Source organism: Pseudomonas sp. TNT3, from assembly GCF_010095445.2.
Taxonomy (GTDB): domain Bacteria; phylum Pseudomonadota; class Gammaproteobacteria; order Pseudomonadales; family Pseudomonadaceae; genus Aquipseudomonas.
The window spans coordinates 1-25,339 of sequence record NZ_WFGV02000014.1 but is presented as its reverse complement, the minus strand read 5'-3'; the positions used below and the strand labels follow the sequence as shown (position 1 = coordinate 25,339).

General features: G+C 59.3%; 24 protein-coding genes. 12 read left to right on the top strand and 12 right to left on the bottom strand.

What is annotated here, in order from left to right:
* Positions 1-274: 274 nt before the first annotated feature.
* Positions 275-718, bottom strand: coding sequence for a MarR family transcriptional regulator (locus GBC55_RS10930; protein ID WP_162437486.1), 444 nt, complete (start codon positions 716-718; stop codon positions 275-277).
* An 82-nt stretch (positions 719-800) separates the two neighbouring features.
* Here GBC55_RS10930 and GBC55_RS10925 point away from each other — a divergent pair, with 82 nt between their 5' ends.
* On the top strand, positions 801-1,967 hold the full coding sequence (locus GBC55_RS10925; RefSeq protein ID WP_162437485.1) for a PLP-dependent aminotransferase family protein: 1,167 nt from the start codon (positions 801-803) through the stop codon (positions 1,965-1,967).
* Between the two features lie 159 nt (positions 1,968-2,126).
* Here the strand turns inward: GBC55_RS10925 and GBC55_RS10920 are convergent, their stop codons facing one another.
* From GBC55_RS10920 to GBC55_RS10895, 6 genes are all read right to left on the bottom strand, one after another.
* Positions 2,127-2,498, bottom strand: coding sequence for a glutathione S-transferase N-terminal domain-containing protein (locus GBC55_RS10920; protein WP_162437484.1), 372 nt, complete (start codon positions 2,496-2,498; stop codon positions 2,127-2,129).
* A gap of 102 nt (positions 2,499-2,600) precedes the next feature.
* Positions 2,601-3,146, bottom strand: coding sequence for a GTP cyclohydrolase I FolE (gene folE / locus GBC55_RS10915; RefSeq protein ID WP_162437483.1), 546 nt, complete (start codon positions 3,144-3,146; stop codon positions 2,601-2,603).
* Between the two features lie 319 nt (positions 3,147-3,465).
* A complete protein-coding gene (soxR, locus tag GBC55_RS10910) occupies positions 3,466-3,942 on the bottom strand; it encodes a redox-sensitive transcriptional activator SoxR (RefSeq protein WP_162437482.1) in 477 nt (158 codons plus the stop codon).
* Positions 3,943-4,036: 94 nt separating this feature from the next.
* A complete protein-coding gene (locus GBC55_RS10905) occupies positions 4,037-4,594 on the bottom strand; it encodes a Smr/MutS family protein (RefSeq protein ID WP_162437481.1) in 558 nt (185 codons plus the stop codon).
* An 87-nt stretch (positions 4,595-4,681) separates the two neighbouring features.
* The gene (locus GBC55_RS10900; protein WP_162437480.1) at positions 4,682-5,002 is read right to left on the bottom strand and encodes a hypothetical protein; all 321 of its coding nucleotides are present in this window, start codon (positions 5,000-5,002) and stop codon (positions 4,682-4,684) included.
* 131 nt (positions 5,003-5,133) lie between these two features.
* On the bottom strand, positions 5,134-5,724 hold the full coding sequence (locus GBC55_RS10895; RefSeq protein WP_162437479.1) for a cysteine hydrolase family protein: 591 nt from the start codon (positions 5,722-5,724) through the stop codon (positions 5,134-5,136).
* Between the two features lie 239 nt (positions 5,725-5,963).
* Here GBC55_RS10895 and prmB point away from each other — a divergent pair, with 239 nt between their 5' ends.
* Positions 5,964-6,872 (top strand): 50S ribosomal protein L3 N(5)-glutamine methyltransferase, encoded by a 909-nt coding sequence (prmB, locus tag GBC55_RS10890; protein WP_162437478.1) that lies wholly within the window; start codon positions 5,964-5,966, stop codon positions 6,870-6,872.
* A gap of 202 nt (positions 6,873-7,074) precedes the next feature.
* Here prmB and GBC55_RS10885 read toward each other — a convergent pair whose 3' ends face one another.
* On the bottom strand, positions 7,075-7,866 hold the full coding sequence (locus GBC55_RS10885; RefSeq protein ID WP_162437477.1) for a hypothetical protein: 792 nt from the start codon (positions 7,864-7,866) through the stop codon (positions 7,075-7,077).
* A gap of 99 nt (positions 7,867-7,965) precedes the next feature.
* Entirely contained in the window at positions 7,966-8,919 is a 954-nt protein-coding gene (locus tag GBC55_RS10880) for an alpha/beta fold hydrolase (protein WP_162437569.1), read from the bottom strand.
* A gap of 129 nt (positions 8,920-9,048) precedes the next feature.
* On the opposite strand from GBC55_RS10880, the gene aroC reads away from it, so the two are divergent.
* The 3 genes from aroC (at position 9,049) to GBC55_RS10865 (ending at position 11,967) form a co-directional block, all read left to right on the top strand.
* The gene (gene aroC / locus GBC55_RS10875; RefSeq protein WP_162437476.1) at positions 9,049-10,140 is read left to right on the top strand and encodes a chorismate synthase; all 1,092 of its coding nucleotides are present in this window, start codon (positions 9,049-9,051) and stop codon (positions 10,138-10,140) included.
* A 34-nt stretch (positions 10,141-10,174) separates the two neighbouring features.
* On the top strand, positions 10,175-11,320 hold the full coding sequence (locus GBC55_RS10870; RefSeq protein ID WP_162437475.1) for an MFS transporter: 1,146 nt from the start codon (positions 10,175-10,177) through the stop codon (positions 11,318-11,320).
* A gap of 101 nt (positions 11,321-11,421) precedes the next feature.
* The gene (locus GBC55_RS10865; protein WP_162437474.1) at positions 11,422-11,967 is read left to right on the top strand and encodes an acireductone dioxygenase; all 546 of its coding nucleotides are present in this window, start codon (positions 11,422-11,424) and stop codon (positions 11,965-11,967) included.
* A 173-nt stretch (positions 11,968-12,140) separates the two neighbouring features.
* On the opposite strand, the gene GBC55_RS10860 is transcribed toward GBC55_RS10865, so the two are convergent.
* Positions 12,141-12,419: a DUF3509 domain-containing protein gene (locus GBC55_RS10860; RefSeq protein WP_045059161.1), complete on the bottom strand. Its 279-nt coding sequence runs from the start codon at positions 12,417-12,419 to the stop codon at positions 12,141-12,143.
* A 343-nt stretch (positions 12,420-12,762) separates the two neighbouring features.
* Here GBC55_RS10860 and GBC55_RS10855 point away from each other — a divergent pair, with 343 nt between their 5' ends.
* Together GBC55_RS10855 and GBC55_RS10850 are read left to right on the top strand one after the other, a co-directional pair.
* Positions 12,763-14,601, top strand: a complete 1,839-nt coding sequence (locus GBC55_RS10855; protein ID WP_162437473.1) for a long-chain-acyl-CoA synthetase — start codon at positions 12,763-12,765, stop codon at positions 14,599-14,601.
* 98 nt (positions 14,602-14,699) lie between these two features.
* Positions 14,700-15,218, top strand: a complete 519-nt coding sequence (locus GBC55_RS10850; RefSeq protein WP_162437472.1) for an ankyrin repeat domain-containing protein — start codon at positions 14,700-14,702, stop codon at positions 15,216-15,218.
* Positions 15,219-15,435: 217 nt separating this feature from the next.
* Here GBC55_RS10850 and GBC55_RS10845 read toward each other — a convergent pair whose 3' ends face one another.
* Both GBC55_RS10845 and xthA read right to left on the bottom strand, forming a co-directional pair.
* Positions 15,436-16,776 (bottom strand): phosphate ABC transporter substrate-binding/OmpA family protein, encoded by a 1,341-nt coding sequence (locus GBC55_RS10845; RefSeq protein ID WP_162437471.1) that lies wholly within the window; start codon positions 16,774-16,776, stop codon positions 15,436-15,438.
* Positions 16,777-16,931: 155 nt separating this feature from the next.
* On the bottom strand, positions 16,932-17,744 hold the full coding sequence (gene xthA, locus GBC55_RS10840; protein WP_162437470.1) for an exodeoxyribonuclease III: 813 nt from the start codon (positions 17,742-17,744) through the stop codon (positions 16,932-16,934).
* Positions 17,745-18,078: 334 nt separating this feature from the next.
* On the opposite strand from xthA, the gene GBC55_RS10835 reads away from it, so the two are divergent.
* The 5 genes from GBC55_RS10835 to GBC55_RS10815 form a co-directional block, all read left to right on the top strand.
* The gene (locus tag GBC55_RS10835) at positions 18,079-18,729 is read left to right on the top strand and encodes a GNAT family N-acetyltransferase (protein WP_162437469.1); all 651 of its coding nucleotides are present in this window, start codon (positions 18,079-18,081) and stop codon (positions 18,727-18,729) included.
* A gap of 65 nt (positions 18,730-18,794) precedes the next feature.
* Positions 18,795-20,522, top strand: coding sequence for an autotransporter assembly complex family protein (locus GBC55_RS10830; RefSeq protein ID WP_162437468.1), 1,728 nt, complete (start codon positions 18,795-18,797; stop codon positions 20,520-20,522).
* The gene (locus tag GBC55_RS10825; RefSeq protein ID WP_162437467.1) at positions 20,519-24,193 is read left to right on the top strand and encodes a translocation/assembly module TamB domain-containing protein; all 3,675 of its coding nucleotides are present in this window, start codon (positions 20,519-20,521) and stop codon (positions 24,191-24,193) included. The genes GBC55_RS10830 and GBC55_RS10825 overlap by 4 nt, the downstream gene beginning before the upstream one ends.
* Positions 24,194-24,429: 236 nt before the next feature.
* The gene (locus GBC55_RS10820) at positions 24,430-24,903 is read left to right on the top strand and encodes a MarR family transcriptional regulator (RefSeq protein WP_162437466.1); all 474 of its coding nucleotides are present in this window, start codon (positions 24,430-24,432) and stop codon (positions 24,901-24,903) included.
* Positions 24,900-25,339, top strand: a 440-nt coding sequence (locus tag GBC55_RS10815; RefSeq protein ID WP_247266896.1) for a TolC family protein, incomplete at its 3' end; no start/stop codon positions are given. The genes GBC55_RS10820 and GBC55_RS10815, both read left to right, overlap by 4 nt.

Here is a 25,339-nt window from a genome sequence, read left to right as displayed (position 1 = left end):
GGCACTTGCGAATTTGTTGACCGCTTGGTCAGGAACTCGCACGAAGTGGATTATGCTTTTGTGTACAAATAAAGCAAATATTGTTTTTGATTTTGTAGACGAAAAGTTTGGTGATAGGGATATATGGCCTTCGAGGGCCCATCGCCAGCAGGCTGGCTCCCACAGGATTTGTGTTCACCACGGATCACTGTGCCCCCATCCGGTTGGCTCCCACAGGATTATGTCCACCACAGGTCATGTGGGAGCCAGCCTGCTGGCGATGGGGCCAGAACAGTCAATCAACAGTCTGACTTTTCCCAAGCGCCAGATTCACCGCCAGCCACCCATCCACCGCCGCCTCTCCAGCCTCGGCGAACACCCGCTCCAGCAACTTCACTTGCTCACGCCGCAGTGACTGCTCAAAACGCGCGCCATCCTCGGTCAATTCCAGCAACCGCTTACGTTTGTCTGTCTCGGACGCGACGCTGTCGACCAGGTGCATTTCCACCAATTGACGCAGCGGCATGTTCAACGCTTGTTTGGTTACACCCAACAGTTCCAGCAGTTCCTTGACGCTCAGGTTCGGATAACGGGCGATGAAAAATACGATCCGTTGATGGACTCGACTCAATCCGCGCCGCTCAAGCATTTCGTCAGCCTTGGCGGTGAACGCCTGATAGCCAAAGAAAAACGCTTCCATGGCCTGTTGCTGAGTCGATGGATTTTTAAGGTCAAGCATATTGACGTATCCGTTCGGGGTGTCGTAATTTCGGTCAACCAGTTTGACTTATTTTCCTCAAGCCTCGCTACCGGTGATCCCCATGGCTTTTTCCGAACGTGTCTCGCGCCTTAAAAGTTCTTTGATCCGTGAAATCCTTGCTGCTGCCCAGCGCCCCGAAGTGATGTCGTTCGCGGGCGGCTTGCCGGCCGAGGCGATGCTGCCGAAAGTCGACTGGGCCGACATGCCGGTGGCCATAGGGCAGTACGGCATGAGCGAAGGGGAGCCGGCGTTGCGTGAAGTGTTGGCTGCGCAAGCGCGCGCCTTGGGCGTACCGTGCGAAGCGAGCCAGGTATTGGTGGTCAGCGGTTCGCAACAGACCCTGGACCTCGCAGCCAAGCTGTACATCGACCAAGGCACTGAAATCCTGCTAGAAGCGCCGACCTACCTGGCCGCACTGCAGATCTTTCAGCTGTTCGGGGCAGACTGCATCACGGTTCCGCTGGAAGCCGATGGTCCCAACCTGGCGACGTTGCGCAGCCGTCTGGAAAAACACCGTCCGGCTTTCATCTACCTGATCCCGACGTTCCAGAATCCTTCAGCGGTTCGCTACAGCGAAGCCAAGCGTGATGCCGTGGCGGCGTTGCTCGATGAATTCGCCGTCACGCTAATTGAAGACGAGCCGTACCGTGAGCTGACTTTCGATGGTGGTAGCGCCACACCGATTGTCAGTCGTTTGAAGAAAAGCAGCTGGATCTATACCGGTACCGTGTCGAAAACCCTTCTGCCGGGGTTGCGTGTCGGTTACCTGATTGCCAGCCCGGATCTGTTCCCGCACTTGTTGAAACTCAAGCAATCGGCTGACCTGCACACCAATCGGGTAGGGCAGTGGCAGGCATTGCAATGGATCGGCACCGAGAAATTCCAGCACCATTTGAGCGAGCTGCGGGACTTCTATCGGGTTCGAAGGGATGCATTCCAATTGGCTCTGGAAACCCATTTTTCCGATCTGGCAGACTGGAGTGTGCCGCAGGGCGGGTTGTTTTTCTGGCTGACGCTCAAGCAACCGCTGGACACCCGTACGTTGCTCAAGAACGCGCTGGCGGCTGATGTGGCGTTCATGCCGGGGGAGCCGTTTTTCCCTGAACCGGATAATCATCCGGGGCATTTGCGGCTGAACTTCAGCCATATCGATCCGGCACGGCTGGATGAAGGGCTCAAGCGTTTGGCGGGGGTAGTGCGCCAGGCGCTGATAGAAAAAGTTGCCTGAAATACAAATAAACCGGCTCTGGGGCCGGTTTTTTAATCAGCGGTGACTGGGCTGTCCTCATCGCCAGCAGGCTGGCTCCCACAGTGGATTAGCGGCGCTCACAAAACCTGTGGGAGCCAGCCTGCTGGCGATGGCGTCAGTCAGCGCACCGCATATACATCAAGCCGCCGCAAACCGCTTGTCCAGATAATCAATGATCACCTTGGACTCATACATCCAGGTGGTCTGGCCATTCTCTTCAATGCGCAGGCACGGCACTTTGACCTTGCCGCCCTGTTCCAGCAGCGTCTGGCGATCCTGTTCGTTGTTCTTTGCGTCGCGCAATGCGACCGGAACATTCAGGCGGCGCAAGGTGCGGCGGGTTTTTACGCAGAACGGGCACGCGTGGAATTGATACAGGGTCAGGCCCTTGGCTGCGGTGTTGACCTGAGCCTGAACTTCGGCCGGGCGCTGTTTTTTGCCGGGGCGAGTGATGAAGTCGATGAAGATGATCAGTTGGCCTAGGCCGACACGAAGCGCTTTTACGAACACGGTATAAGCCTCACAGGGGCAAGCGGAAGGCGCGCAGCTTACCTGATTTTTCACAGGCGAAAAAAAACCGGCGATAAATGCCGGTTATTTTCGTGCTGCGAATTACTTGATCAAGCTGAGAAACTCGCTGCGGGTCGCCGCGTTTTCGCGGAACTCACCCAGCATCACCGAAGTGATCATCGACGAATTCTGTTTCTCCACACCGCGCATCATCATGCACATGTGCTTGGCTTCGATCACCACGGCAACGCCCAGGGCGCCGGTGACTTCCTGCACGGCATCAGCGATCTGACGGCTGAGGTTTTCCTGGATCTGCAGGCGACGGGCGTACATATCGACAATCCGCGCGACTTTCGAGAGCCCCAGTACTTTGCCGCTCGGGATGTAGGCGACGTGGGCCTTGCCGATAAACGGCAGCAGGTGGTGTTCGCACAACGAGTAGAGCTCGATGTCCTTCACCAGCACCATTTCGCTGTTATCGGAGCTGAACAAGGCACCGTTGGTGACTTCTTCCAGCGTTTGTTCATAGCCGCGGCAGAGGTACTGCATGGCTTTGGCGGCACGCTTTGGCGTGTCGAGCAGGCCCTCGCGGGAGACGTCCTCGCCCAATTGGCCGAGAATCGCGGTGTAATTCTGTTCCAATGTCACAGAGCTTTATTCCGTATAGGTTCTAGAGGGGTACGGTTTCTGTCTGTACCAATTTTGTACCAATCAGGCGTTGCTCCAGCTTCCCGGCTCCGCTTCAGTCTTGTCTGGAGTCGACCGCCGGTTATAAGTCGTCAGCAGCATTTGCACGCTGTGGCCGAGCTGATTCGCAATGAACCCGAGGTTCATGCCTGTCATTGGGCACATGGTAGCGTAAGTGTGCCGGCAGTTGTATTGCCGTCTGGCTCTGATGTTCAGAGCGAGCACTGCCGTCATGAAGGGTTTGCAGTTGTGCTGGCCTCATGACGGGGAGGGGCGCTGATCATGTTTCCAGTGTTTTCTCTAGTGCCTGGTCAAAAATCACCGGGCCCGAGTCGGTTTCGCCCAGCAAATCCTGTGGATTGAGCAACGGGCATGCACCCATGGTCAGGCAGCCGCAACCGATGCAACCTTCAAGGCTGGTGGACAGCCTGGTCAGTTGCTCGATCCGTCGTTTCAGAGAGGAAGCCCACGCTTTCGATACCGTTTCCCATTCCTTGGCTGAAGCTTTGCGATCATGGGGAATGGGTTCAAGCGCTGTCTTGATCTCCGCCAGTGAAATCCCGCTGGCTTGCGCTATTCGAATAATCGCGATCCGACGAAGCGTGCCGCGAGCGTAGACCCGATGATTGCCGGCTGTGCGCTTAGACCCTAACAAGCCTTTGGACTCATAAAAATGCAGCGTGGAAACAGACAAGCCACTGCGTTTTGCGACTTGGCCCACGCTTAGATTTTGAAGGTCGGTGACTTTTTCCTTCATGGCTGTTGAGCTCAAGCAATATTGAGGTTTCAAAGCCTACTCATCACGTTGACGAAAGACAACAACAGCCAGAAACGCGCGTGAAGCGACAGCGCTACTCGTCGCGACCTTCCATCATGGTTCGTTTGAGCATCACGTAAACCGCCCCGGCGCCGCCATGTCTGGCCTGGCACGAGGTGAAGCCAAGGACCTGGGAATGCTGGCGCAGCCAAGTGTTGACGTGACTTTTGATCATCGGGCGCTTGCCGTCCAGACGCACGGCTTTGCCATGGGTGACGCGCACGCAGCGGATTTCGAATTTGGTGGCTTCTGCCAGGAAGGCCCAGAGCGTTTCCCGGGCTTTTTCCACGTTCATGCCGTGCAGGTCGAGGCTGCCTTCGAACGGAATCTGTCCGACCTTGAGCTTGCGCATCTGGCTTTCCTGCACGCCGTCCCGGGCCCACATCAGCTCGTCTTCCGGCCCGACGTCGATCACGAACTGATCGGAGAGCCCGTCAACGGTGGTGGCATCGGTGCGCACGGTGGCGGCCTGACGCAGTTTGGCAATTTGCGCGCGGTCGGCTTTGGGTTTGCCGGTTTCGGCGCGATCGTGCTTGATCGGCTTGACGCCTTGGATCGCACTTTTGAACAGGGAAAAATCGTCGTCTTGCATGTCAGCCTCCGCGAAGGGCGGCCAGTTTACCCAAGTCCAGGCTTCAGCCATACAAATGAAGGCCCGCCGTCAGGTCGGGCCTTCAATTCAATCGTGTTTTTTCATCAAGTGCGGGGACATGTTGAGTTCACGGGACTGGCGAGAGCGACGCCGGCATCGGCGCCACAGCCAGACACCGATGTACAGCACGAACAGGCCTACCGCCAGGATGATTGCCGACCCCAGCGGACTTGCATTCAGTTCGCCGAGTGCCGGCGGACGGCCGAGCAGGCTCGCTGCACCGGCCATGGCGAGTAACACGCCGCACATGGCAAGCAACGCCGCAAACGCTGCGCCGAATCGAAAACGCCAGTTGCTTTGGCCTTTGGGCCGCAAGCGGCGAGCGTCAAAACCATCGGATAACTTCATTCCGACCTTCCTCAATGGGTATCGGCCCTTCGACCGGGAGTTGTCCGGGATGTTCCTGAGGCTAAGACAATTACAGGTAATGAGAGGCTTTTGCGGATGAGCGGCGATGTTGGCCGCTCATCGAGCGTGGATCAAATCAGTTCGTGCGTCAGCGCGAGGGTGGCGAAGTTGTCCGCCATGATCGCCATCTCGGTCTGCTGCACATGTTCGGCGCTGAGCACTCCTCCCTTGTAGGGTAGATCACGGGTGGCGCAGGCGTCTTCAACGAGGGTACAACGAAAGCCCAGGTTTTTCGCCGCACGTACGGTAGTGCTCACACTCGAGTGACTCATGAAGCCGCAGACGATCAGGTCCAGCGACCCCAGGTTCTGCAGGCGATCCAGCAGTTCCGTACCGTGGAAGGCACTTGGCAGCAATTTGCCGATGATCGTTTCGTCGGCCTGTGGCTCCAGCCCGGGGATGAACTCGCCGCGCTCGCCCTGCGGGTCGAACAACCCACCGACAGTGCCGAGATGGCGGACATGCACGATCGGCCGACCGGCTGCACGGGCAGCGGCGACCAGTTGCTTGATGTTCGCGACGGCAGCATCCATGCCGACCAGGGCCAACGGGCCACTGAGGTATTCTTTCTGGGCATCGATGATCACAAGCGTCGCGTGACTCAGATTGGCTGCTGCATAACCGCGGCCGCTGAGTTGAAACATCGTTTTTGGAACGGACATTCTGGGGCTCCTTCGGGTGGGGCTTTTGCGACATTGTCCTCTGGCTGAGCGCTTCTGTGAATCGCTACCATCGTAGAGGCCGTCGTTATTGGCTCGCAGCCTTGTCAAGTGGCTCGTATTGTTCAATAGCAGACCAGAAAAACAGAAATATCCTACAACTGCCCCTGTATTTTTACGGCGTCGTCGTGATGCGTTTTGGCTGGTAGAATCGCCAGTCGTTTTTTCTGGAGTTTGCCCCCGTGATCACTTCCCGACTTCGTACCCTGCGAGACCATATTCGTTGGGCCGTCAGCCGCTTCCATGGGGAGGATCTTTTTTTCGGCCATGGGACCGACAACGCCTGGGACGAAGCCCGTCAACTGGTGTTGGGTGCCTTGCACTTGCCGTGGGAAATGGCTGATAGCTACCTTGATTGCGCGCTGGAAGACGATGAGTTGGTCAACCTGCAGCGTTTACTCAAGCGTCGTATCGAAGAGCGCATACCGACCGCCTACCTGCTGGGCGAGGCCTGGTTCTGCGGCATGTCGTTCATCGTCGACGAACGCGTGTTGATCCCCCGTTCGCCGATTGGCGAGCTGATCGAAAAACGTTTCGAACCCTGGCTGGCCGCCGAGCCCGCACGCATTCTGGACCTGTGCACCGGCTCCGGCTGCATCGGCATCGCCTGTGCGTATGAATTCCAGAACGCCGAAGTGGTATTGGCCGATCTGTCTTTCGAAGCGCTTGAAGTCGCCAACCAGAACATTGAGCGTCATGGCGTGGATGAACGTGTGTACACGGTGCAGGGCGATGGTTTTGACGGGTTGCCGGGTCAGCGTTTCGACCTGATCGTGTCAAACCCGCCTTACGTCGATGCGGAGGATTTTGCCGACATGCCGGACGAGTACCAGCACGAACCGGAACTGGGCCTGGCCTGCGGTGACGATGGTTTGAACCTGGTACGTCGCATGCTCGCCGAAGCCGCGAATCATCTGACCGAGAAGGGTTTGCTGATTGTCGAGGTGGGTAACAGCCAGGTTCACGTCGAGGCACTGTACCCGGAAGTCGATTTTGCCTGGCTTGATTTCGAACGCGGTGGGCATGGGGTGTTCATGCTGACGGCAGAGCAGTGCCGCAATCATCAGGCAGTGTTCGCCTCCCGCGTCTGACTTTGATTAATGGGTGAGCAGGTTTTGTGGTGAGCAGGTTTCGTGGCGAGTAGGAGGGGATTTATCCCCGTTGGACTGCGAAGCAGTCCCTTCAGGGATAAGGGGGCCGCTACGCGACCCAACGGGGATAAATCCCCTCGCCACGAAATCCCCTTGCCACAGAACCCACGTGCCGCAAAAAACCTGCACGCCAAAAAATTCATCACCGCTGCGTAGCAATCCAGATCAACAACCCCGCCTGAAACATCGCGAACGCCACCAAACACGTAATGGTGAACCGCAGCGCCGCGTCTTCACGCATGTACTTGCTGACTTTTTCTTCGTGTTTCTTGAGTTTCACTTCCTGCTCGGCCAGGTTGTGCTCGGCTTGCTGAAGCATGTGCGCCGCTTCGATAATTTCCACCACCTGAAGCTTTTCGCGGTTCCAGTCTGCTTTCAGGTCACCGACCCGCGCGTCTTTGACGCTGCCCTTTAGATGCTGGGCATCGGCGTACACCACTTCAAAACCGTGGCTCTTCAGAAAGTGGTCGCGACGCAAGCGAGTGTCTTCGTTCAACGCGTCCTTGTTGTTCAGGTCCGAGCCTTCGACGGTGTAGCCAGACCAGCGTTTTTTGGCCCAGTTAATTGCGTGGGCGGCCATGAAACGGCCGATGCCACGGTTCATCGGTTCAATCTGCAAGCCGCTGTCCGGCCCGAAACCCACGGTTTTGTCGACGTGATCGACCCACACATCCAGATGATTCTGTTCCTTGCGCACGCGCTGACCGGGCAGGGTGATGGTCATGCGCATCAGGCTGCGCTCCTTGTCGTGGCGTTCGGCGTAACCGAATTCGACAAAGCGCAGCGGGCGTCCACCGGTGTTGCGATCGGTCTGCAACGGCGCCAGGCGGAGCATTTTCTGGTGCTCGACGTGCACATCCGCCCACGGCAGCTCAACCGCCGGCGGTGCCTCTTGTTCAGCAGGGGTGTCGGGTGAAGTCGGGTTGTCGGTCATAACGGCGAGATCCTGTCCAAGCTCTGCTTGTCGCCAGTCTTGGCGCTGGCGACAAAGGCTTATCGGCCGTTTTTGTCAGGACTGGAGGACAAAAAGAGCTTAACTGGTGCGAAGTCCGTCAATAAACCCGAGGATTCGTGCGCCCAGTTCGGCGGCCAACGGCAACTGCGGGTCTTTGTAAGAGGCCAACTGCCGTTTTACATCGTTGGGCACGATGCGCATCACGTGGTTCATGCCTTCAATCAACGCCAGTTCAGCGTCCGGTTTGGCCGCCTTGAGCAGCCTGGCGTCGCCGACACCCACTTGAATGTCGTTGCTGCCCTGAATGATCAACGCCGGCATTTTGAGTTTGGCGAAAGCCGCCGCCGGGTCCTGGCGGAACAGCGAAATCAGATACGGCTGGACGCTCGGGCGGAAAATCACCTGCAGTTGCGGCGGCACGTTGTCGTCGGTCTGGCCGGCCTTGAGGCTGTCGAGCAATTCATTGGCGCGCAGCATCAACGGAGGCGGCAGGCGATTGCTCAGTTGCTGGCGCAATACCTGGTCAATCGGGCGAGCGCTGCCGGACATGGAAATCACCGCTGCCGCATCAACGCTCGGCGCGGCGAGGGTGGCGATCAACGCACCTTCGCTGTGTCCCAGCAGGATCAACTGGCCGAATCGAGGGTCGGCTTTAAGTTTCTGGCCCCACGCTTGCGCGTCGGACACATAGCCTTCCACTGACAGATTACGTTCGTCAGGGGCGGCGGCCAGACTCGCTGCCACGCCGCGCTTGTCGTAACGCACGCTGGCAATGTTGTGCTTGGCGAGCACCCAGGCCAGGCGTTTGAGGCTGTCGTTACGCCCACCGTCGGGATTATTGCCGTCGCGATCCGTCGGACCGGAGCCGGAAATAATCAGGACGACGGGCACGGGCGTGTCGGATTTGGGCAGCAGCAGCGAGCCGAAAAGCTCGCCGTGGCCGGTGTCGAGAGTGATCGGGCGTTGCAGGACAGTGGCCTGGGCAAAGCCGGTAAACAAGGTAAGACTCAAGGCTAGAACTCGCAGCATCATCACGCCATCATTCACGAAGATGCCGGTTGGACTCGCGGGCACCCATAAGGTTCGAGGATGAACTACTTGGGTAGCCTGCGTATACTGGCGCGCATTACGTATTCAGGTTCATTTCACGGAGCGTCCTGCATGTCCGGCAATACCTACGGCAAGCTGTTCACTGTCACCACCGCTGGCGAAAGCCATGGTCCGGCGTTGGTCGCCATTGTCGACGGCTGCCCGCCGGGTCTGGAGATTTCCCTCGAGGATTTGCAGCGCGACCTCGATCGCCGCAAGCCCGGCACCAGCCGCCACACCACCCAGCGCCAGGAAGCCGACGAAGTCGAAATCCTCTCCGGCGTGTTCGAGGGTCGCACCACCGGGTGCGCCATTGGCCTGTTGATCCGTAACACCGACCAGAAGTCCAAGGACTACTCGGCGATCAAGGACCTGTTCCGCCCGGCTCACGCTGATTACACCTACCACCACAAATACGGCGAGCGCGATTACCGCGGCGGCGGTCGCAGTTCGGCGCGGGAAACCGCCATGCGTGTTGCGGCCGGCGCGATTGCCAAGAAGTACCTGGCCACCCAGGGCATTGTCATTCGTGGCTACATGAGCCAGCTCGGCCCGATTGAAATCCCGTTCAAGACCTGGGATTGCGTGGAAGAGAACGCGTTCTTCAGCCCCGATCCGGACAAGGTCCCGGAGCTCGAGGCGTACATGGACCAGTTGCGCCGGGATCAGGATTCGGTCGGTGCGAAGATCACCGTGGTTGCTGAAGGCGTCATGCCGGGTCTTGGCGAGCCGATCTTCGACCGTCTCGACGCCGAGCTGGCCCATGCGTTGATGAGCATCAACGCCGTCAAAGGCGTGGAAATCGGCGCCGGTTTCGCCAGCGTCGCTCAACGCGGCACCGAACACCGCGATGAGATGACCCCGCAAGGTTTCCTCAGCAACAACGCGGGCGGCATTCTGGGCGGCATCTCGTCCGGTCAGCCAATCATCGCGCACCTGGCGCTCAAACCTACATCCAGTATCACCACGCCGGGCCGTTCGATCGACGTGCATGGCAATCCGGTTGACGTCATCACCAAGGGCCGCCACGACCCGTGTGTCGGCATCCGCGCCACGCCCATCGCCGAAGCGATGATGGCCATCGTGCTGATGGATCACCTGCTGCGTCATCGTGGGCAGAATGCCGATGTGCGCGTGAGCACGCCGGTGCTGGGTCAGCTTTAATGGCTGACCTCTCGGTCGCTGCGGTCTGACGACCGTGGCGACGCTCCCGTACTGGCGGCTCTCCAGTTTCTATCTGTTCTATTTCGCCTTGCTCGGTTCGACGGCGCCGTTTCTGGCGCTGTACTTCGATCACCTGGGTTTTTCCAGCGCGCGCATCGGTGAACTGGTAGCGATACCGATGCTGATGCGCTGCGTGGCGCCGAATATCTGGGGCTGGCTCGGTGATTACACCGGCCGCCGGCTGGCCATCGTGCGTTTCGGCGCGGTCTGCACGCTGCTCACCTTTTCGCTGATTTTCGTCAGCAAGACCTACGCCTGGCTGGCGATGGTCATGGCCTTGCATGCGTTCTTCTGGCACGCCGTGTTGCCGCAGTTCGAAGTCATTACCCTGGCGCATTTGAAAGGGCAGACGTCGCGCTACAGTCAGATCCGCTTGTGGGGCTCCATCGGTTTCATCATTACAGTCGTCGCGCTGGGCCGGCTGTTTGAATGGCTGAGCCTGGACATCTACCCGACGGCGCTGGTTTTGATCATGGCAGGCATCGTCGTCAGCAGCCTGTGGGTGCCAAACGCCCAGCCGGTGCAGACTGAGCGGATCGCCGGGGACGGCTTTCTGAGGCAACTTCGCAGTCCAGGCGTGCTGGCTTTCTACGGTTGCGTGGCGCTGATGCAGATGAGCCACGGCCCGTATTACACCTTTCTGACACTGCACCTGGAACGCCTCGGCTACACCCGTGGCCTGATCGGTATGCTCTGGGCCGTGGGCGTCGTCGCCGAAGTTTTGATGTTCCTGGCCATGAGCAGGATTCTTGCGCGGTTCTCGGTGCGCCGGGTACTGATGGCGAGTTTCCTCCTGGCCGCGCTGCGCTGGTTGTTGCTCGGCACCTTTGCCGAATACCTCTGGGTGCTGCTGTTTGCCCAGGTACTGCACGCGGCCACTTTCGGCAGCTTTCACGCGGCGGCCATCCAGTTCGTACAACGTAGCTTCGGTGCACGCCAGCAAGGGCAGGGCCAGGCGTTGTACGCCGCGTTGGCCGGCACGGGTGGCGCATTGGGCGCCCTGTATTCTGGCTACAGCTGGAACGCCCTTGGCTCACAGTTGACCTTTAGTATTGCAAGCATCGCGGCCCTCGCGGCTGCCGTTATCATTGCCGTTCGCATGCAAGAGGACCGGCCATGAGCGCAGTCCGACGCCGCTGAATTTTTGTTCGAATGCGAGATGACGCCGCGCTCGCGCTCGCGCTCGAACCTGTAAAGAATGAACCGTTAAGGAGTTGCCTGATGAGCAGCCTGTCCGTCTACCACGTCTCAAGCCCTGACATTCCCAACAAGGTGCTGACCCATTTAGAAGACATTGCCTCGACCCTGGCCGAACAGGGCGTGCGATTTGACCGCTGGCACGCAGCGGCAAAAATCCAGCCCGGTGCCAGTCAGGAAGACCTGATCGGCGCCTACCAGGAACAGATCGACCAGTTAATGACCGAACGCGGGTACGTCACCGTCGATGTCATCAGCTTGAACAGCGACCACCCGCAAAAAGCCGAGCTGCGCGCAGAACTGCTTGACGAGCGCTGTAACGGCGAGGAGCAAGTCCGGTTATTCGTGGCGGGAAGTGGCTTGTTCAACCTGCACATCGACGATTACGTCTATGCAGTGCTCTGCGAAAAGAATGACCTGATCACAGTGCCCGCCGGCATCCGGCATTGTTTCGACATGGGCGAGCATCCGCATTTCATTACGATCCGAATGATCAGTCGTTCTGACGGCTCGCCCGCGAAGTTCACTGGCGAAGACATCGCCAGCCGATTCCCGGGTCTTGATGACTGAGCCGATGCGGCCTGGCAGACAAATCAGTATTGACTGACAGACCGCTATCGCGAGCAAGCCCGGCCCCACACCAGATAGGCAGGGGATCGGGCGATCGAGGACCTACCCCAGAAACAATTCAGGCCGTGAAGCGAAAGCTCTCACGGCCTGTTTGTTTGTAGCCCTGCAGCGATTTACGCCGAGTGATAAGTCGGCAGAGCGAACCGTTGCTGGCTTTGCAGCATGGAAATCTGTGGCAGCTCGCTGGCTTGTTCAGCCAGGTCGCGGCGAATGGCACTGATTACCCACGACAACTGATCGCCGGCGTGCAACTGCTGGTAGGAAATCGAACGCTTGAAGACTTTGCCTTCCTGACTGCGCAGCGTCAGCAGGATGCCACCGTCAGGACGAGGCTGGGTGTTGACTTCGAAGTTGGAGAACAGGGAGGTAAATTTTTCTTGGATCAGGCTCATGTCTATCAGCTCCGTTAGCACTTGGTTGGCAAGCATGGAGAGGTAGTTGCAGCCTTTGTGCCAGCATTTGAAAAATAAAAAACCCATATAAATCAATAGTTTGCATTTTTAAGCGTTTTTTGCTTTCGTGCAATGTGCATGAATGGCCATCGTGCATCCTGCATTTTGCGTGGTTGGGGAGGTTTCTACGGAACCATTCGCTAAACCCGTGCTCTCGTTTCCACCCCTGGTTTTCGCGGATACAAAACATTTCAAAAACCGCGTGTACAGCTCAGGAACGGCTGACGTACTTTCGGCCTCAGACATCGCCACCCGACAATAAAAAGATCGAACGGGAGCAACTATGAGCCGCACGCAGAACGACACGATTACCTGGAGCATGATGCTCCGCAAGCTGCCCTCCATCGCCAGAGCCATTCCTCGCGTGGTCAAGGGCATGAAAGCTGCCAACGTCACGGACCCGACCCAATCGTGCGGTCTGGGCTGGAGTTTTGAACAGGCAACCCTGCGTAACCCCGACGGCCCGGCATTGCTGCAGGACGATGTGGTGTTGAGCTACGCGCAAGTCAACCAGTGGGCCAATCGAATCGCCCATCACCTGACGGCACAAGGCATCCGCAAGGGCGACGTGGTGGCGGTGTTCATCGAAAACCGCCCGGAACTGCTGGTCACCATCCTGGCGGTGGCCAAGACCGGTGCCATCAGTGCATTGCTCAACACCTCGCAAACCCGCGACACCCTGGCCCACAGCCTGAACCTGGTTTCGCCGGCGGCAATCATCGTCGGTCAAGAGTTGGTCCCGGCGTTCTCCGCTGTTCGCGAGCGTGTGGCGATAGAGGCGAGCCGCACCTGGTTCGTTGCAGAACGAGCCGCCATCGGCCATCCCGGCGATGCCCCCGAGGGTTTCATCAACTTGATGACCGCCACAGCCGACAGCCCGGATGGCAATCCCGCCAGCAGTCAGCAGATATTTTTCGACGACCCTTGTTTCTACATCTACACCTCAGGCACCACGGGATTGCCCAAGGCCGGGGTGTTCAAGCACGGGCGCTGGATGCGCAGTTCGGCCAGCTTCGGCATGATCGCCCTGAACATGGGGCCGGATGATGTCGTCTATTGCACCCTGCCGCTGTATCACGCCACGGGGCTGTGCGTGTGCTGGGGTTCGGCCATCAGCGGCGCCTCGGGGTTCGCCATCCGCCGCAAGTTCAGCGCCAGTCAGTTCTGGAGCGATGTGCGCAAGTACCGCGCAACCACGCTCGGATATGTCGGCGAGCTGTGCCGCTACCTCGTGGACCAGCCACCGAGTGCCGAGGACAACCAGCACCGAGTCACGAAAATGATCGGCAACGGCCTGCGACCTGGCGCGTGGGCCGCCTTCAAAACCCGCTTTGCGGTGGATCACATCTGCGAGCTGTATGCCGCCAGCGACGGCAACATCGGCTTCACCAATATTCTCAACTTCGACAACACCGTCGGTTTTTCCCTGATGTCGTGGGAGTTGGCGGCGTACGACCATGACAGCGGACAACCGATTCGCGATGCCAAGGGGTTCATGCGCAAAGTTGGCAAAGGCGAGCAGGGGTTGCTGTTGGCGAAGATTGATGAAAAAGCGCCACTGGACGGCTACACCGATCCGCAGAAAACCGAGAAGGTCGTGTTGCACGACGTGTTCGAGAAGGGTGACCGTTACTTCAATACCGGTGACCTGCTGCGCAACATCGGCTTTGGTCATGCGCAGTTTGTCGATCGGCTGGGCGACACGTACCGCTGGAAGGGCGAAAACGTCTCGACCACTGAAGTCGAAAACATCCTGCTGCAGCACCTGAATATTTCTGAGGCCGTGGCCTACGGAGTGGAAGTGCGCAACACCAACGGTCGCGCCGGTATGGCGGCGATTACCCCGGCCGAGTCGTTGGCCACCCTGGATTTCAGCGAACTGCTGACCTTTGCCCGCGAGCAAATGCCGGCGTACGCGGTGCCGTTGTTTCTGCGAGTGAAAGTGAAGATGGAGACCACCGGGACCTTCAAGTACCAGAAGACTCGACTCAAGGACGAAGGTTTTGATCCTGGAAAAACCGGCGACGATCCCATTTATGCCTGGCTGCCGGGAACTCACACCTACGTGCAAGTGACTGAAGAGGTGCTGGCTGAGATTCATGACGGCAAATACCGTTATTGAATGTGGCTATGACCCTTGATGAGAAAAAAGAAGTGACAGTTTCCAGCCTGCTCCGGAAACTGTCGCCCTTTTGCGATGACACAGAAGTGGAGTTTCCCATGACAGACCAAAGCCGTCAGATGACCCCGGAAGAGGCCGCTGAATTTGCCGAGCAGGTATTCAACAAGGCACGTGAGGGTGATGCGGCCATGATGGCTGCGCTGCTGTCCAAAGGCCTGCCACCGAACCTGCGCAATCACAAGGGCGATACCTTGCTGATGCTGGCGGCGTACCACGGTCATCTGGAGACGGTAAAAGTCCTGCTCGAGCACAAGGCTGACCCGGAAATCCGCAACGACAACGGCCAGAGCCCGATCGCTGGTGCAGCGTTCAAGGGCGACCTGCCGGTGGTCAAGGCGTTGGTAGAAAGTGGTGCACAGGTCGAAGGGTCGTCCTTCGACGGTCGTACGGCACTGATGATGGCTGCGATGTTCAACCGCGTGGAAATCGTCGACTACCTGATCAGCAAAGGTGCCGATCCGAAAGCCAAGGATGCCAATGGCGTTTGCGCGCTGGACGCTGCGAAGACCATGGGCGCGGTGGACACCACCGCACAGCTTGAGAAGCTGCTGGGCTGATTACGCATCGCTTGAAAGGACACGCTGACCGGGTGATGAGTTTGTGGTGATTTTGTGGCGAGCGAGCTTGCTCCGGGCGGCGTTCCGACGCTTGAGTGCGCAGCACTCACAAAAATGCATTGGCTGCAAAATTTTTGGGGCCGCTACGCAGCCCAGCGCGAGCAAGCTCGCTCGCCACAGGGGGGGCTGCCGAATTTTGGCCTTGCTCTTCAAACCCTTAATACACCCAGACCTCAACCCGCCGATTCTTGATCCGTCCCTCATCCGCGCTGTTCGCCGCCACCGGCATTTCGGCGCCAAAACCACGAATCTCGCGAAACACCACGCCACGCTTCACCAACTCCCGCCGTACCGCCATGGCCCGCAGTTTCGACAACAGATCGGCACGTGCCGGATCAGTCTTGGCATCGCCAAACCCCACCAGCGTGACCTGCCGATTGGTTTTGTCCCGTTGCTTTATATAGTCGAGCACCCGTGACAGGTCTTGCCGGGCTTTGTTATCTAGCATTGCGCTGCCTTCTTCAAAGCGGAAATTCACCGTCAGGCGCTGGGCATGCCGGCTCAGCGCCTGGTAACCCTCGGGCATCAGCGCGTTGGGCGTAACGGCCATCGCCTGGACGGTCTGGGCGATAAAACCGTTGGCAGCGACAATTGCCTGACCCTGGCTGCTTTGGGTGTAGGCCACCAGTGCATCTGCCCAGGGATTTTTACCGTTGGGTGGCAGGTAAAAGAACAATCGACGAGACAGCGGATAGTCTTCGGTGGCGACCAGACTGTTGAGCGGCAACATGGCCTGGGAGGGGCCGTCGGCAATGGCCACGGCTTTCGCTTCTCGGACATAGGGCAGGCCGATGAAACCGATGGCTTGCGGGTCCTGACTGACGGCGTCGGACAACTGTTCGCTGGATTCGAAGCGTTTCGCGGTGGCGCTCAGGGCTTTCCCACGGCCACTGAGGACCAGCTCCTTGAACGTGTCGTAAGTGCCCGACTGATCATCCCGCGCATACAGATGAATGGTGCCGCCGACACCGCCGACGTCTTCCCAGCTTTTCGCTTCACCGCTGAAGATTCGCGCCAGTTGATCGGTGTTGAGTTGGGTCAGGGGGTTGTGGGGATGAAGGATGATCGCCAGGCCATCGATGGCAATGACCTGCTCGGCGACGGGGCTTTTCAAATCGCCCAGGGAGCGGAGGTTGGACACCTCGCCGTCCTTGATCGGACGGGAGGACGCGGCGAGGTCGGCAGTCCCCGCTTGCAAGGCGGTGAAGCCGGTGCTGGAACCGTGGGCGGCGATGTCCACCACGACCCGGCGCCCCTGCGCCGTCTCGCCCGCGATGCGCAGTTCATTGGTGGTGCCAGGCATTTCGCGATGAACCTTGATCAGGCCCTGTTCGCGCATGAGCCCTTCGACCAGCGCCGGGCCCAGCGCTGCGCCAATGGTGTTGGAACCCTGAATGCGCAAAGCCGGGCCGTGTTCAGGTGTCGGCAACGCTGCGGCGAACACCGACGCAGGCGCCAGGGCGCCCAGTATCCACAGGTACAAAACGCGCAGCATCATGCCGGCACCCTAATAAGCCAAAGGAGGTGCCGGGAGATTAAGTCAGTAGGGTTTCACAAAGATGACAGATCAAAAGATCGCAGCGTGCCGCAGCTCCTACAGGATGGTTTAAAAAAACTGAACCACTACACGGCACGCTGCGATCTTTTGCTTTTTTAGCTCAATTCCAGCCAGATCGGCGCATGGTCCGAGGGTTTCTCCATCCCGCGCAGTTCGTAATCCACGCCCGCATCCTTGACCCGTGGCAGCAAACCATGGGACGCCATGATCAAGTCGATACGCAGCCCGCGCTTGGGCTCGTCTTCAAACCCGCGACTGCGGTAGTCGAACCAGCTGAAACGGTCGGCCACGTCCGGGTTCAGGTGCCGGAAGCTGTCCACCAGACCCCAGTTCTTCAGGCGCGCCATCCACTCGCGCTCTTCGGGCAGGAAGCTGCATTTGCCGGTTTTCAGCCAGCGCTTCATGTTGTCCGGGCCGATGCCGATGTCGCAATCTTCCGGAGAAATATTGACGTCGCCCATCACCACGACTGGCTGGTCGTTGCTGAACTGGCTTTCCAGCAATTGCTGCAAGTCGTTGTAGAAGCGTTCCTTGGCTGGGAATTTGGTCGGGTGATCGCGGCTTTCGCCCTGTGGGAAGTAACCGTTCATGATGGTCACCGGTACGCCATTTTCGTCGGCGAACTTGCCCCAGATGAAGCGACGCTGTGCGTCTTCGTCATCGGTCGTGAAACCTTTGTGCAGTTCCAGGGGTTCCTTGCGCGAGAGCAGGGCGACGCCGTAATGACCTTTTTGACCGTGGAAATACACGTGGTAGCCCAGCGCTTGAACCTCGGCGAGCGGGAACTGGTCGTCGTGCACCTTGGTTTCCTGCAGTCCGATCACATCGGGCTGATGCTTTTCTATCAGCGCCGCCAGCTGATGCGGGCGAGCACGCAGCCCGTTGATGTTGAAGGAGACGATCTTCATGGTCGGCAGTCCTGGCAAAAAGGGCGATGCTAGCCGACTTCCGCCCGTAGGAGCAAAGCTTGTTCCGGGCGGCGTTCCGACGATCGCGGTGTGTCAGATCCCGTTGATGCCGCTGACCCAGCGCTATCGTCGGAACGCTGCCCGGAACAAGCTTTGCTCCTACAGGAGGTCTACAGGTTCTGAGTACCGCGCCAGAACCTGGACTATAACTACTAGCGATGTCAGCCCCGTGTCGACACTGATTTCAGTCAGCAAGGAACTGTGCCTACCCATGTAGGCTCGTAATAACAAGAGCGCCACCATTTTGAGCGGCGCCCTGGGGAGATTGACCGTTATGCCCGAAACCTCGACCGCCATTGCCGATATCCACATGCTCGACAGTGGCTATTCCCGTGAAGCCCGTTCGTTGCTGTACCAGGCCTATCGACATGAGCCAACGTTCAGCTATCTGTTCGAAGCGGAGCGTCCCGGCTATGAGCAGCGCGTGCGCGCCACGGTGCGTGAGCTGGTCAAGCAGCATTTCCTTCAAGACCTGCCGGCCATCGGCCTGTTGGTCAATGACCGGTTGATCGGCATTGCCCTGATCGCGCCGCCGCAACGTCGCCTGGGCATCACGGAGAGCTGGGCCTGGCGTCTGCGCATGGTGCTCAGCACCGGTTTCCGCTGCACCCGTCGTTATCTGGAATACCACGATGCAGTCATGGCCTGCGTGCCGTCCGACTCGGTTCACCTGCTGCCGTTACTGGGGATTCATCCGCAGTTTCAAGGCAAGCACTTCGGCGAACAGCTGCTGCAAGCGGTGCACAACTGGTGCGCGGTCGATGAGCATTCCCAGGGTGTGGTCCTCGACACCGGCAATCCTCGTTACCTTGAGTTCTACAAACGCCAGGGTTATGAAGAAATCGGCGAAGTGGCCGTAGGGCCGGTACGCGAACACGTGTTTTTTCACGCCAATCCGCAGGTGCTGCAAACCGCCACCGCATAAAGGTCGAACTTTCCGCGCACCCAAGGCTCTATCACGCTCCCAAGCTCGTGATAGCATCCGCGCCTATGAAGTTTCCAGGAAGAATTACCAGCGGCGTGCTGATGCTGTTATCCAGCTGCGCGGCGCTGGCGCAAAGTGAATTGGATGTGCGGATCAAACCGTCCAACGATGAACTGAACGCCAATATAGAGGGCTATATCGGCAGCCTCGGCGATCGCGACGAGGAAGCCTTGCTGCGCTTCAGTCGCGGTGCCGAGGAACAGGCGCGCAAGGCTGCCCAGGCCTTGGGTTATTACCAGCCCCAGATCGAATCGGACGTGCAGGGCGGCAAGTCGCCGCGCCTGATTCTCACGATCGACCCCGGCGAGCCGATCCATCTGCGCAACGTCACGGTGCGTGTCGAGGGGCCTGCCGCTTCGCTCAAATCCTTTCGGGTGCCCAAGAGTGCTGCGCTGAAAACCGGCGCGGTGCTCAATCATGGGCACTACGAAGACGCCAAACGACTGATCCAGAACCAGGCTTCGCGCTACGGTTTTTTCAGTGGTCACTTCTCGCACCAGACGTTATCGGTCGACCCGCGAGCCGGGGTGGCAGACATCGATCTGGTCTACGAAAGCGGCCCGCGTTATTCGCTGGGCAAGGTCAGTTTCGAGGGCGACACGCCGTTCGATGAAGACTTGCTCAAGCGCATGGTGCCGTTCAAGGAAGGCGCGCCTTACGACTCCGAACTGATCGCCGAACTCAACCAGGCCATGCAGTCGAGCGGCTATTTCGAAAGCGTCCGGGTCGATGCGGCACCCACCGCATCCAAGAACAATGTGATCCCGGTGGACGTCAAACTCGACACTCGCAAGCCGCGGACCATGGGCCTGGGCCTCGGCTACTCCACTGACGTCGGTCCACGGGTCAAGGCCAACTGGACCCGCCACTGGGTCAATCCCCAAGGGCATAGTTATGGCTGGGAGACCGAAATCTCGGCGCCCCGGCAGAACGTCGGGATCTTCTACGACATTCCCCTGGACCCGCCGCTCACCGACAAACTGCGTTTCGCCGGTGGCTACCAGAGCGAAGAAATTGCCGACAAGGACTCCCTCAGCAAACTGCTGACAATTGGTCCTGAGTGGCACAGCAAGTTGCCCAGCGGTTGGCAGCGGGTGGTATCGCTCAAGTGGCAACGCGAGGAATACCGTCTGGGCGATGACTCGGGACTCAGCACCTTGCTCATGCCCGGTATCAGTTATTCGTACCTGAAAAGCGACAACCGCATCGATCCGCACAATGGTTATCGCCTGCAGTTCGAGAGCAAAGTGGCCAAGGAAGGGTTGGGGTCCGACAACAACCTCCTATATGGCACCGCGCTGGTCAAAGGCCTGACCACCGTGTTCGACAAACACCGGTTCCTCGGCCGGGTGCAGGTCGGCGGCAGCGCCACCAATGGCTATAAATCGATTCCGCCGTCACTGCGCTTTTTCGCCGGTGGCGATCAGAGCGTGCGCGGTTACGACTATCAGAGTCTGTCCCCGGAAAACTCCGAAGGCGATCGCATCGGTGGCCGTTACATGGTCAGTGCCAGCGCCGAATACCAATATTCCGTCGCCGAAAAATGGCGGGTCGCGACCTTCGTCGACCAAGGCAACTCTTTCAACAACCTTGAACTGCCGAGCCTCAAGACCGGCGTCGGTATCGGCGTGCGCTGGGTCTCGCCGGTAGGGCCGATCCGCCTCGACCTGGCCCACGCGCTGGACGACCCCGGCGGCATCCGACTGCACTTTTCCATGGGGCCTGAGCTTTGAATCGTGGTTTGAAAATAACGCTGCTCGCCATTCTGACCCTGCTGATGCTGGTCGTTCTGGCGCTGGCCACGGTGCTCGGTACGGCGGCGGGCAGTCGTTGGGCGCTGGGTTTCGTACCGGGCCTGACCGTGGACAATTTCCAGGGTCGCCTGGGCGGGCAGTGGAGCGCCGACCATCTCGTTTGGCAGCAGGACACCAGTCGGGTCGAGTTGAGCAAAGCGATTTTCGCCTGGTCGCCCTCATGCCTGTTGCGCCGAACCCTGTGCATTGACCAGTTGCAAGCCGATCAGGTCAGCCTGCAATTTCCACCCGGCACCGATGAAGCCAGCAGCGGGCCGATCAGTCTTCCGGATTTGAGCCTGCCGTTGGCCATCGAACTGGGTGACGTAAAGGTCGGCAGCCTGCTGTTCAACGGCAGCGAAGAACTCAAGGGCTTGCAACTGGCGGCGCACTGGACCGCGCAAGGACTACAGATCGATTCGGTAAAGTTGCAGCGCGACGAGCTCAGCCTGAACCTGTCCGGCCTGCTGCAACCGACGGGCAACTGGCCGCTCAAGGCCGAAGGCACGCTGACACTGCCGGCACCCGGCACCGGGCCTTGGGCGCTGGCCCTGAACGTCGACGGCGATTTGCTGAAGACCCTGAACCTCAAGGCCGACAGCAGCGGTTACCTCAACGGGCAGTTGACCGGCGAGTTGCAGCCGTTGGTGGAAAACCTGCCCGCGAAGGTTCGGATCACCGCGGACGGCTTCAAACCCAGTGCCGATCTGCCGGATACCCTTCAACTCAATCAATTGGAGCTCACGGGCACCGGCGACTTGAAAAACGGTTACCAGTTGCTCGGTAAAGCCAACCTGCCGGCCGAGAAAGGCCCGGTCGCGTTGTTGCTCCAGGGCAAGGTCGACGCGAATGGCGCGCAGATCGCTGGCCTGGATCTGACCGCCAATGACAAGCAAAGCCTCAAGCTCACCGGCAACCTCGACTGGAGCAAAGGCCTGAGCGCCGAAGCGACCGTCGACTGGGTGGATTTCCCCTGGCATCGTCTCTATCCGCTGATCGATGAGCCGGAAGTCGCATTGCGCAGCTTCACTGGCGAAGTGTCCTATACCGACGGTAAATACCTGGGCCACTTCAAGGCCGCACTGGATGGTCCGGCAGGCGCATTCAGCTTGAGCAGTCCGTTCGCAGGCGACCTGACGAAAATCTACCTGCAGCAGATTCAACTCGAAGCCGGGCAGGGCAAGGCCGAAGGTCACCTGAACCTGCAATTCGCCGATGGCATCGCCTGGGACACGGCGCTGGACCTGTCGGCGATCAACCCGGCGTATTGGGTCGCGGAGTTGCCAGGCACCCTGGCCGGCCCGTTGCGCAGCACCGGTGAAATGAAAAATGAAAAGCTCAGCCTGAACGCGGATCTCGACCTCAAGGGCAAACTGCGTGGGCAACCGGCGGTGATCCAGGCCAAGGCTGATGGCGGCGGTGAGCAATGGAACCTCAACGCGCTGCAAGTGCGCCTGGGTGACAACAGCATCAACGGCAAGGGCAGCCTGCATCAGAAACTCGCCGGCCAGATCGATATCAAGATGCCGCGTCTTGCCCAGCTGTGGCCGCAACTGCGTGGCCAGCTCAATGGCCGGGTCGACGTTGCCGGCACGCTCAAGGCGCCCCAGGGCAAGCTCGGATTGCAAGGCACCCAACTGGCATTCCAGGACAATCGCCTGCAAAGCCTCAATCTGGACGCAACGCTGGACAGCGCACAGCGGGCGAAAATTGACCTGAAGGGCAGTGGCATACAAGCCGGCGATACCTCGTTGGGCACGTTGACTGCCAGCGGCCAGGGCGATATCAAAAACCAGAAGCTCAGCCTCGATTTGCAAGGGCCGCAGCTCAAACTCGCGCTCGGCCTCGATGGCGCACTGGACAAAGGCAATTGGCGTGGACGCCTGGCCAGGGGAGACATTCAGGCCGGCGGACAGGACTGGAAGCTGCAAGGTCCGGCAAAGCTTGAGCGATTGGCCGATGGCAAAATCAATTTCGGCGCCCATTGCTGGATGTCAGGCCAAGCCAGCTTGTGCGGTGAAGACCAGCGCTTGATGCCGGAACCGAAGCTGCGATACCACCTCAAGCAATTCCCGATCGACAGCCTGGCTCAATGGTTGCCGAAAGATTTTGCGTGGAAAGGCCGGCTCAACGCCGACCTGCAACTGGACCTGCCTGCCAGCGGCCCGAACGGTCAGATCACCCTTGATGCCAGCGGCGGCACGCTGCGTGTGCGCGAGAAGGACCAGTGGCTGGACTTCCCGTACCAGACCTTGCTGCTCACCAGCAAACTCACGCCAAAACGCATCGACACCGACCTCAACTTCGTCGGTCAGAAGCTGGGTGAATTGCGGGTACAGGCGCAGATCAATCCAATTCCGGCGAACAAACCGCTCAGTGGCAACTTCCGCCTGAATGGTCTGGATTTGTCCGTGGCTCGACCGTTTTTGCCCTTGGTCGAGAAACTCACGGGGCGTCTGAATGGTAGCGGGACCATCGCAGGCACGCTGATGGCGCCACTGGTCAACGGCAATCTGCTGCTGAGCAATGGCGAAGTGTCCGGGCCGGAACTGCCGATGGAGATTCAGGCGTTGCAGCTGCAAGCCGTCATCGCCGGCGAAACCGTGCAAGTGAACGGTGGCTGGAAAAGCGGCAAGGCCGGGCAGGGCAGCCTGAACGGCAACATCGCGTGGGGCCAGGCGCTGGTGGTGGACCTGGCACTCAAAGGCTCTCAACTGCCGGTGACCGTCGAACCCTACGCCAAGCTGGAAGTGGCGCCGGACCTGAAGATCTCGATGAAGGACGATGAACTGGCGATTGCCGGCAAGGTACTGGTGCCCAAAGGCGACATCACCGTGCGCGAACTGCCGCCATCGACGGTCAAGGTCTCCAACGACACGGTCATTGTCGGGCAGCAAACCGAAGAAGGGAAACCGCCGATTGCCATGAAAATGGACATCGACGTGGTCGTGGGTGAGGACAAACTGAGCTTTGCCGGATTTGGACTGACGGCCAACCTGCAAGGCCATGTGCACATCGGCGACAACATGGACACCCGTGGCGAACTCTGGCTCAACGACGGCCGTTACCGTGCCTACGGTCAGCGTTTGACGGTGCGCCGGGCGCGCTTGCTGTTTGCCGGTCCTATCGATCAACCGTACCTGGACATCGAAGCGATTCGCCAGACCGATGACATCATCGCCGGGATTCGCCTGAGCGGCAGCGCCGAGCAGCCGACCACGCAAATCTTCTCCGAACCGGCCATGAGCCAGGAACAGGCGTTGTCCTATCTGGTGCTGGGCCGTCCGTTGAGCACCAACGGCGAAGACAACAACATGCTCGCCCAGGCCGCCCTCGGTTTGGGGTTGATGGGTAGTTCGGGTGTGACCAGCGGGTTGGCGAAGAACCTGGGCATCCAGGATTTCCAGCTCGACACCGAGGGCAGCGGCAATGAAACCTCCGTGGTGGCCAGCGGCAACATCTCGGAAAAACTCAGCTTGCGTTATGGGGTGGGGGTGTTCGAGCCGGCCAACACCATTGCGCTGCGCTACAAGCTGAGCAAGAAGGTGTATCTGGAAGCCGCGGGCGGCGTCGCCAGTTCGCTGGATATCTTCTACAAGCGGGATTTCTAGGCCTGCTTTCCATTCGAAAATCGCGTCGTCCCCATCGCGGGCAAGCCCGCTCCCACAGGTCAAGGTAATCCCTGTGGGAGCGGGCTTGCCCGCGATGGCGTCAGACCGCTCAGCGCAAAATCAGGCACCGTTTATCAACCTAATACCAAGCATCCTAACTATTGCGTTGACATTCGCTGCCTAGGCAGTAACATCTCGACATACATTCTCTGCCTAGGCAGCTAATTGGTGGACAGATGAAACATTTCACCCCGGACGACTTCAAGAATTGCCACCTCGGGCTCCTGCTCGGGCGCGCCGCGCTGCTCAAGGACCGGATCATCGACACCCACATGGAACCTCACGGCATCACTGCCGCGCAGTTCAAGGTGCTGATCATCATGGCCCAGTTCGGCGTCGATACCCCGGCCGAGCTGTGCCGCCACCTGTCCCTGGACAGCGGTTCGATGACGCGCATGCTCGATCGTCTGGAACAGAAAGGTTTCCTCGCTCGCCAACGTTCAGAAGCGGATCGCCGCCAGGTGCAATTGGTGTTGACTGAAGAAGGTCAGCACCTTGCCGACCGCCTGCCACATATCGGCGCTGAAGCCATGAACGAGCTGGCCGGCGCTATTACGCCGGACGAGCTGGCCACCCTGGAGCAGATCCTGAAGAAAATCCTGGTGGCAGCCGGTGACTCGATCACCTTGCTGCGGGTTGGTGACAAATGAGCAGCAAAACCTTGCGTACCGGTCTGGGCCTGCATCTGGGTTTAGTGTTCGCCGCCATGACTCTGGCCGGTTGCGCCAGCTACAGCGGCCTGACCACCGAGGGCAAAAGCCTCGATGCGAAAACCCTCAAGGCTGGCCAATCCCTGAGCGGCGTTACCCTGACACCGGCGGCCTGGCCGAAAAGCGACTGGTGGAAAAGCCTGGGTGATCCGCAGCTGGACGGCCTGATCCGTGAAGCGCTGCAAGACAGCCCTGACATGCAGATCGCCGACGCCCGCGCCCACCAGGCCAGCGCCGCCGCTTATGCTGCCGATGCCGAGCGCATGCCGACCCTGGATGCCAGTGCCGGCGTCAGCCGTTCACGTCTGGCCCGGGATCAGGACCCGAGCGGGCAGGGCGGCACGTACTCGACCCTGCGCAATCTCGGCGCCACCTT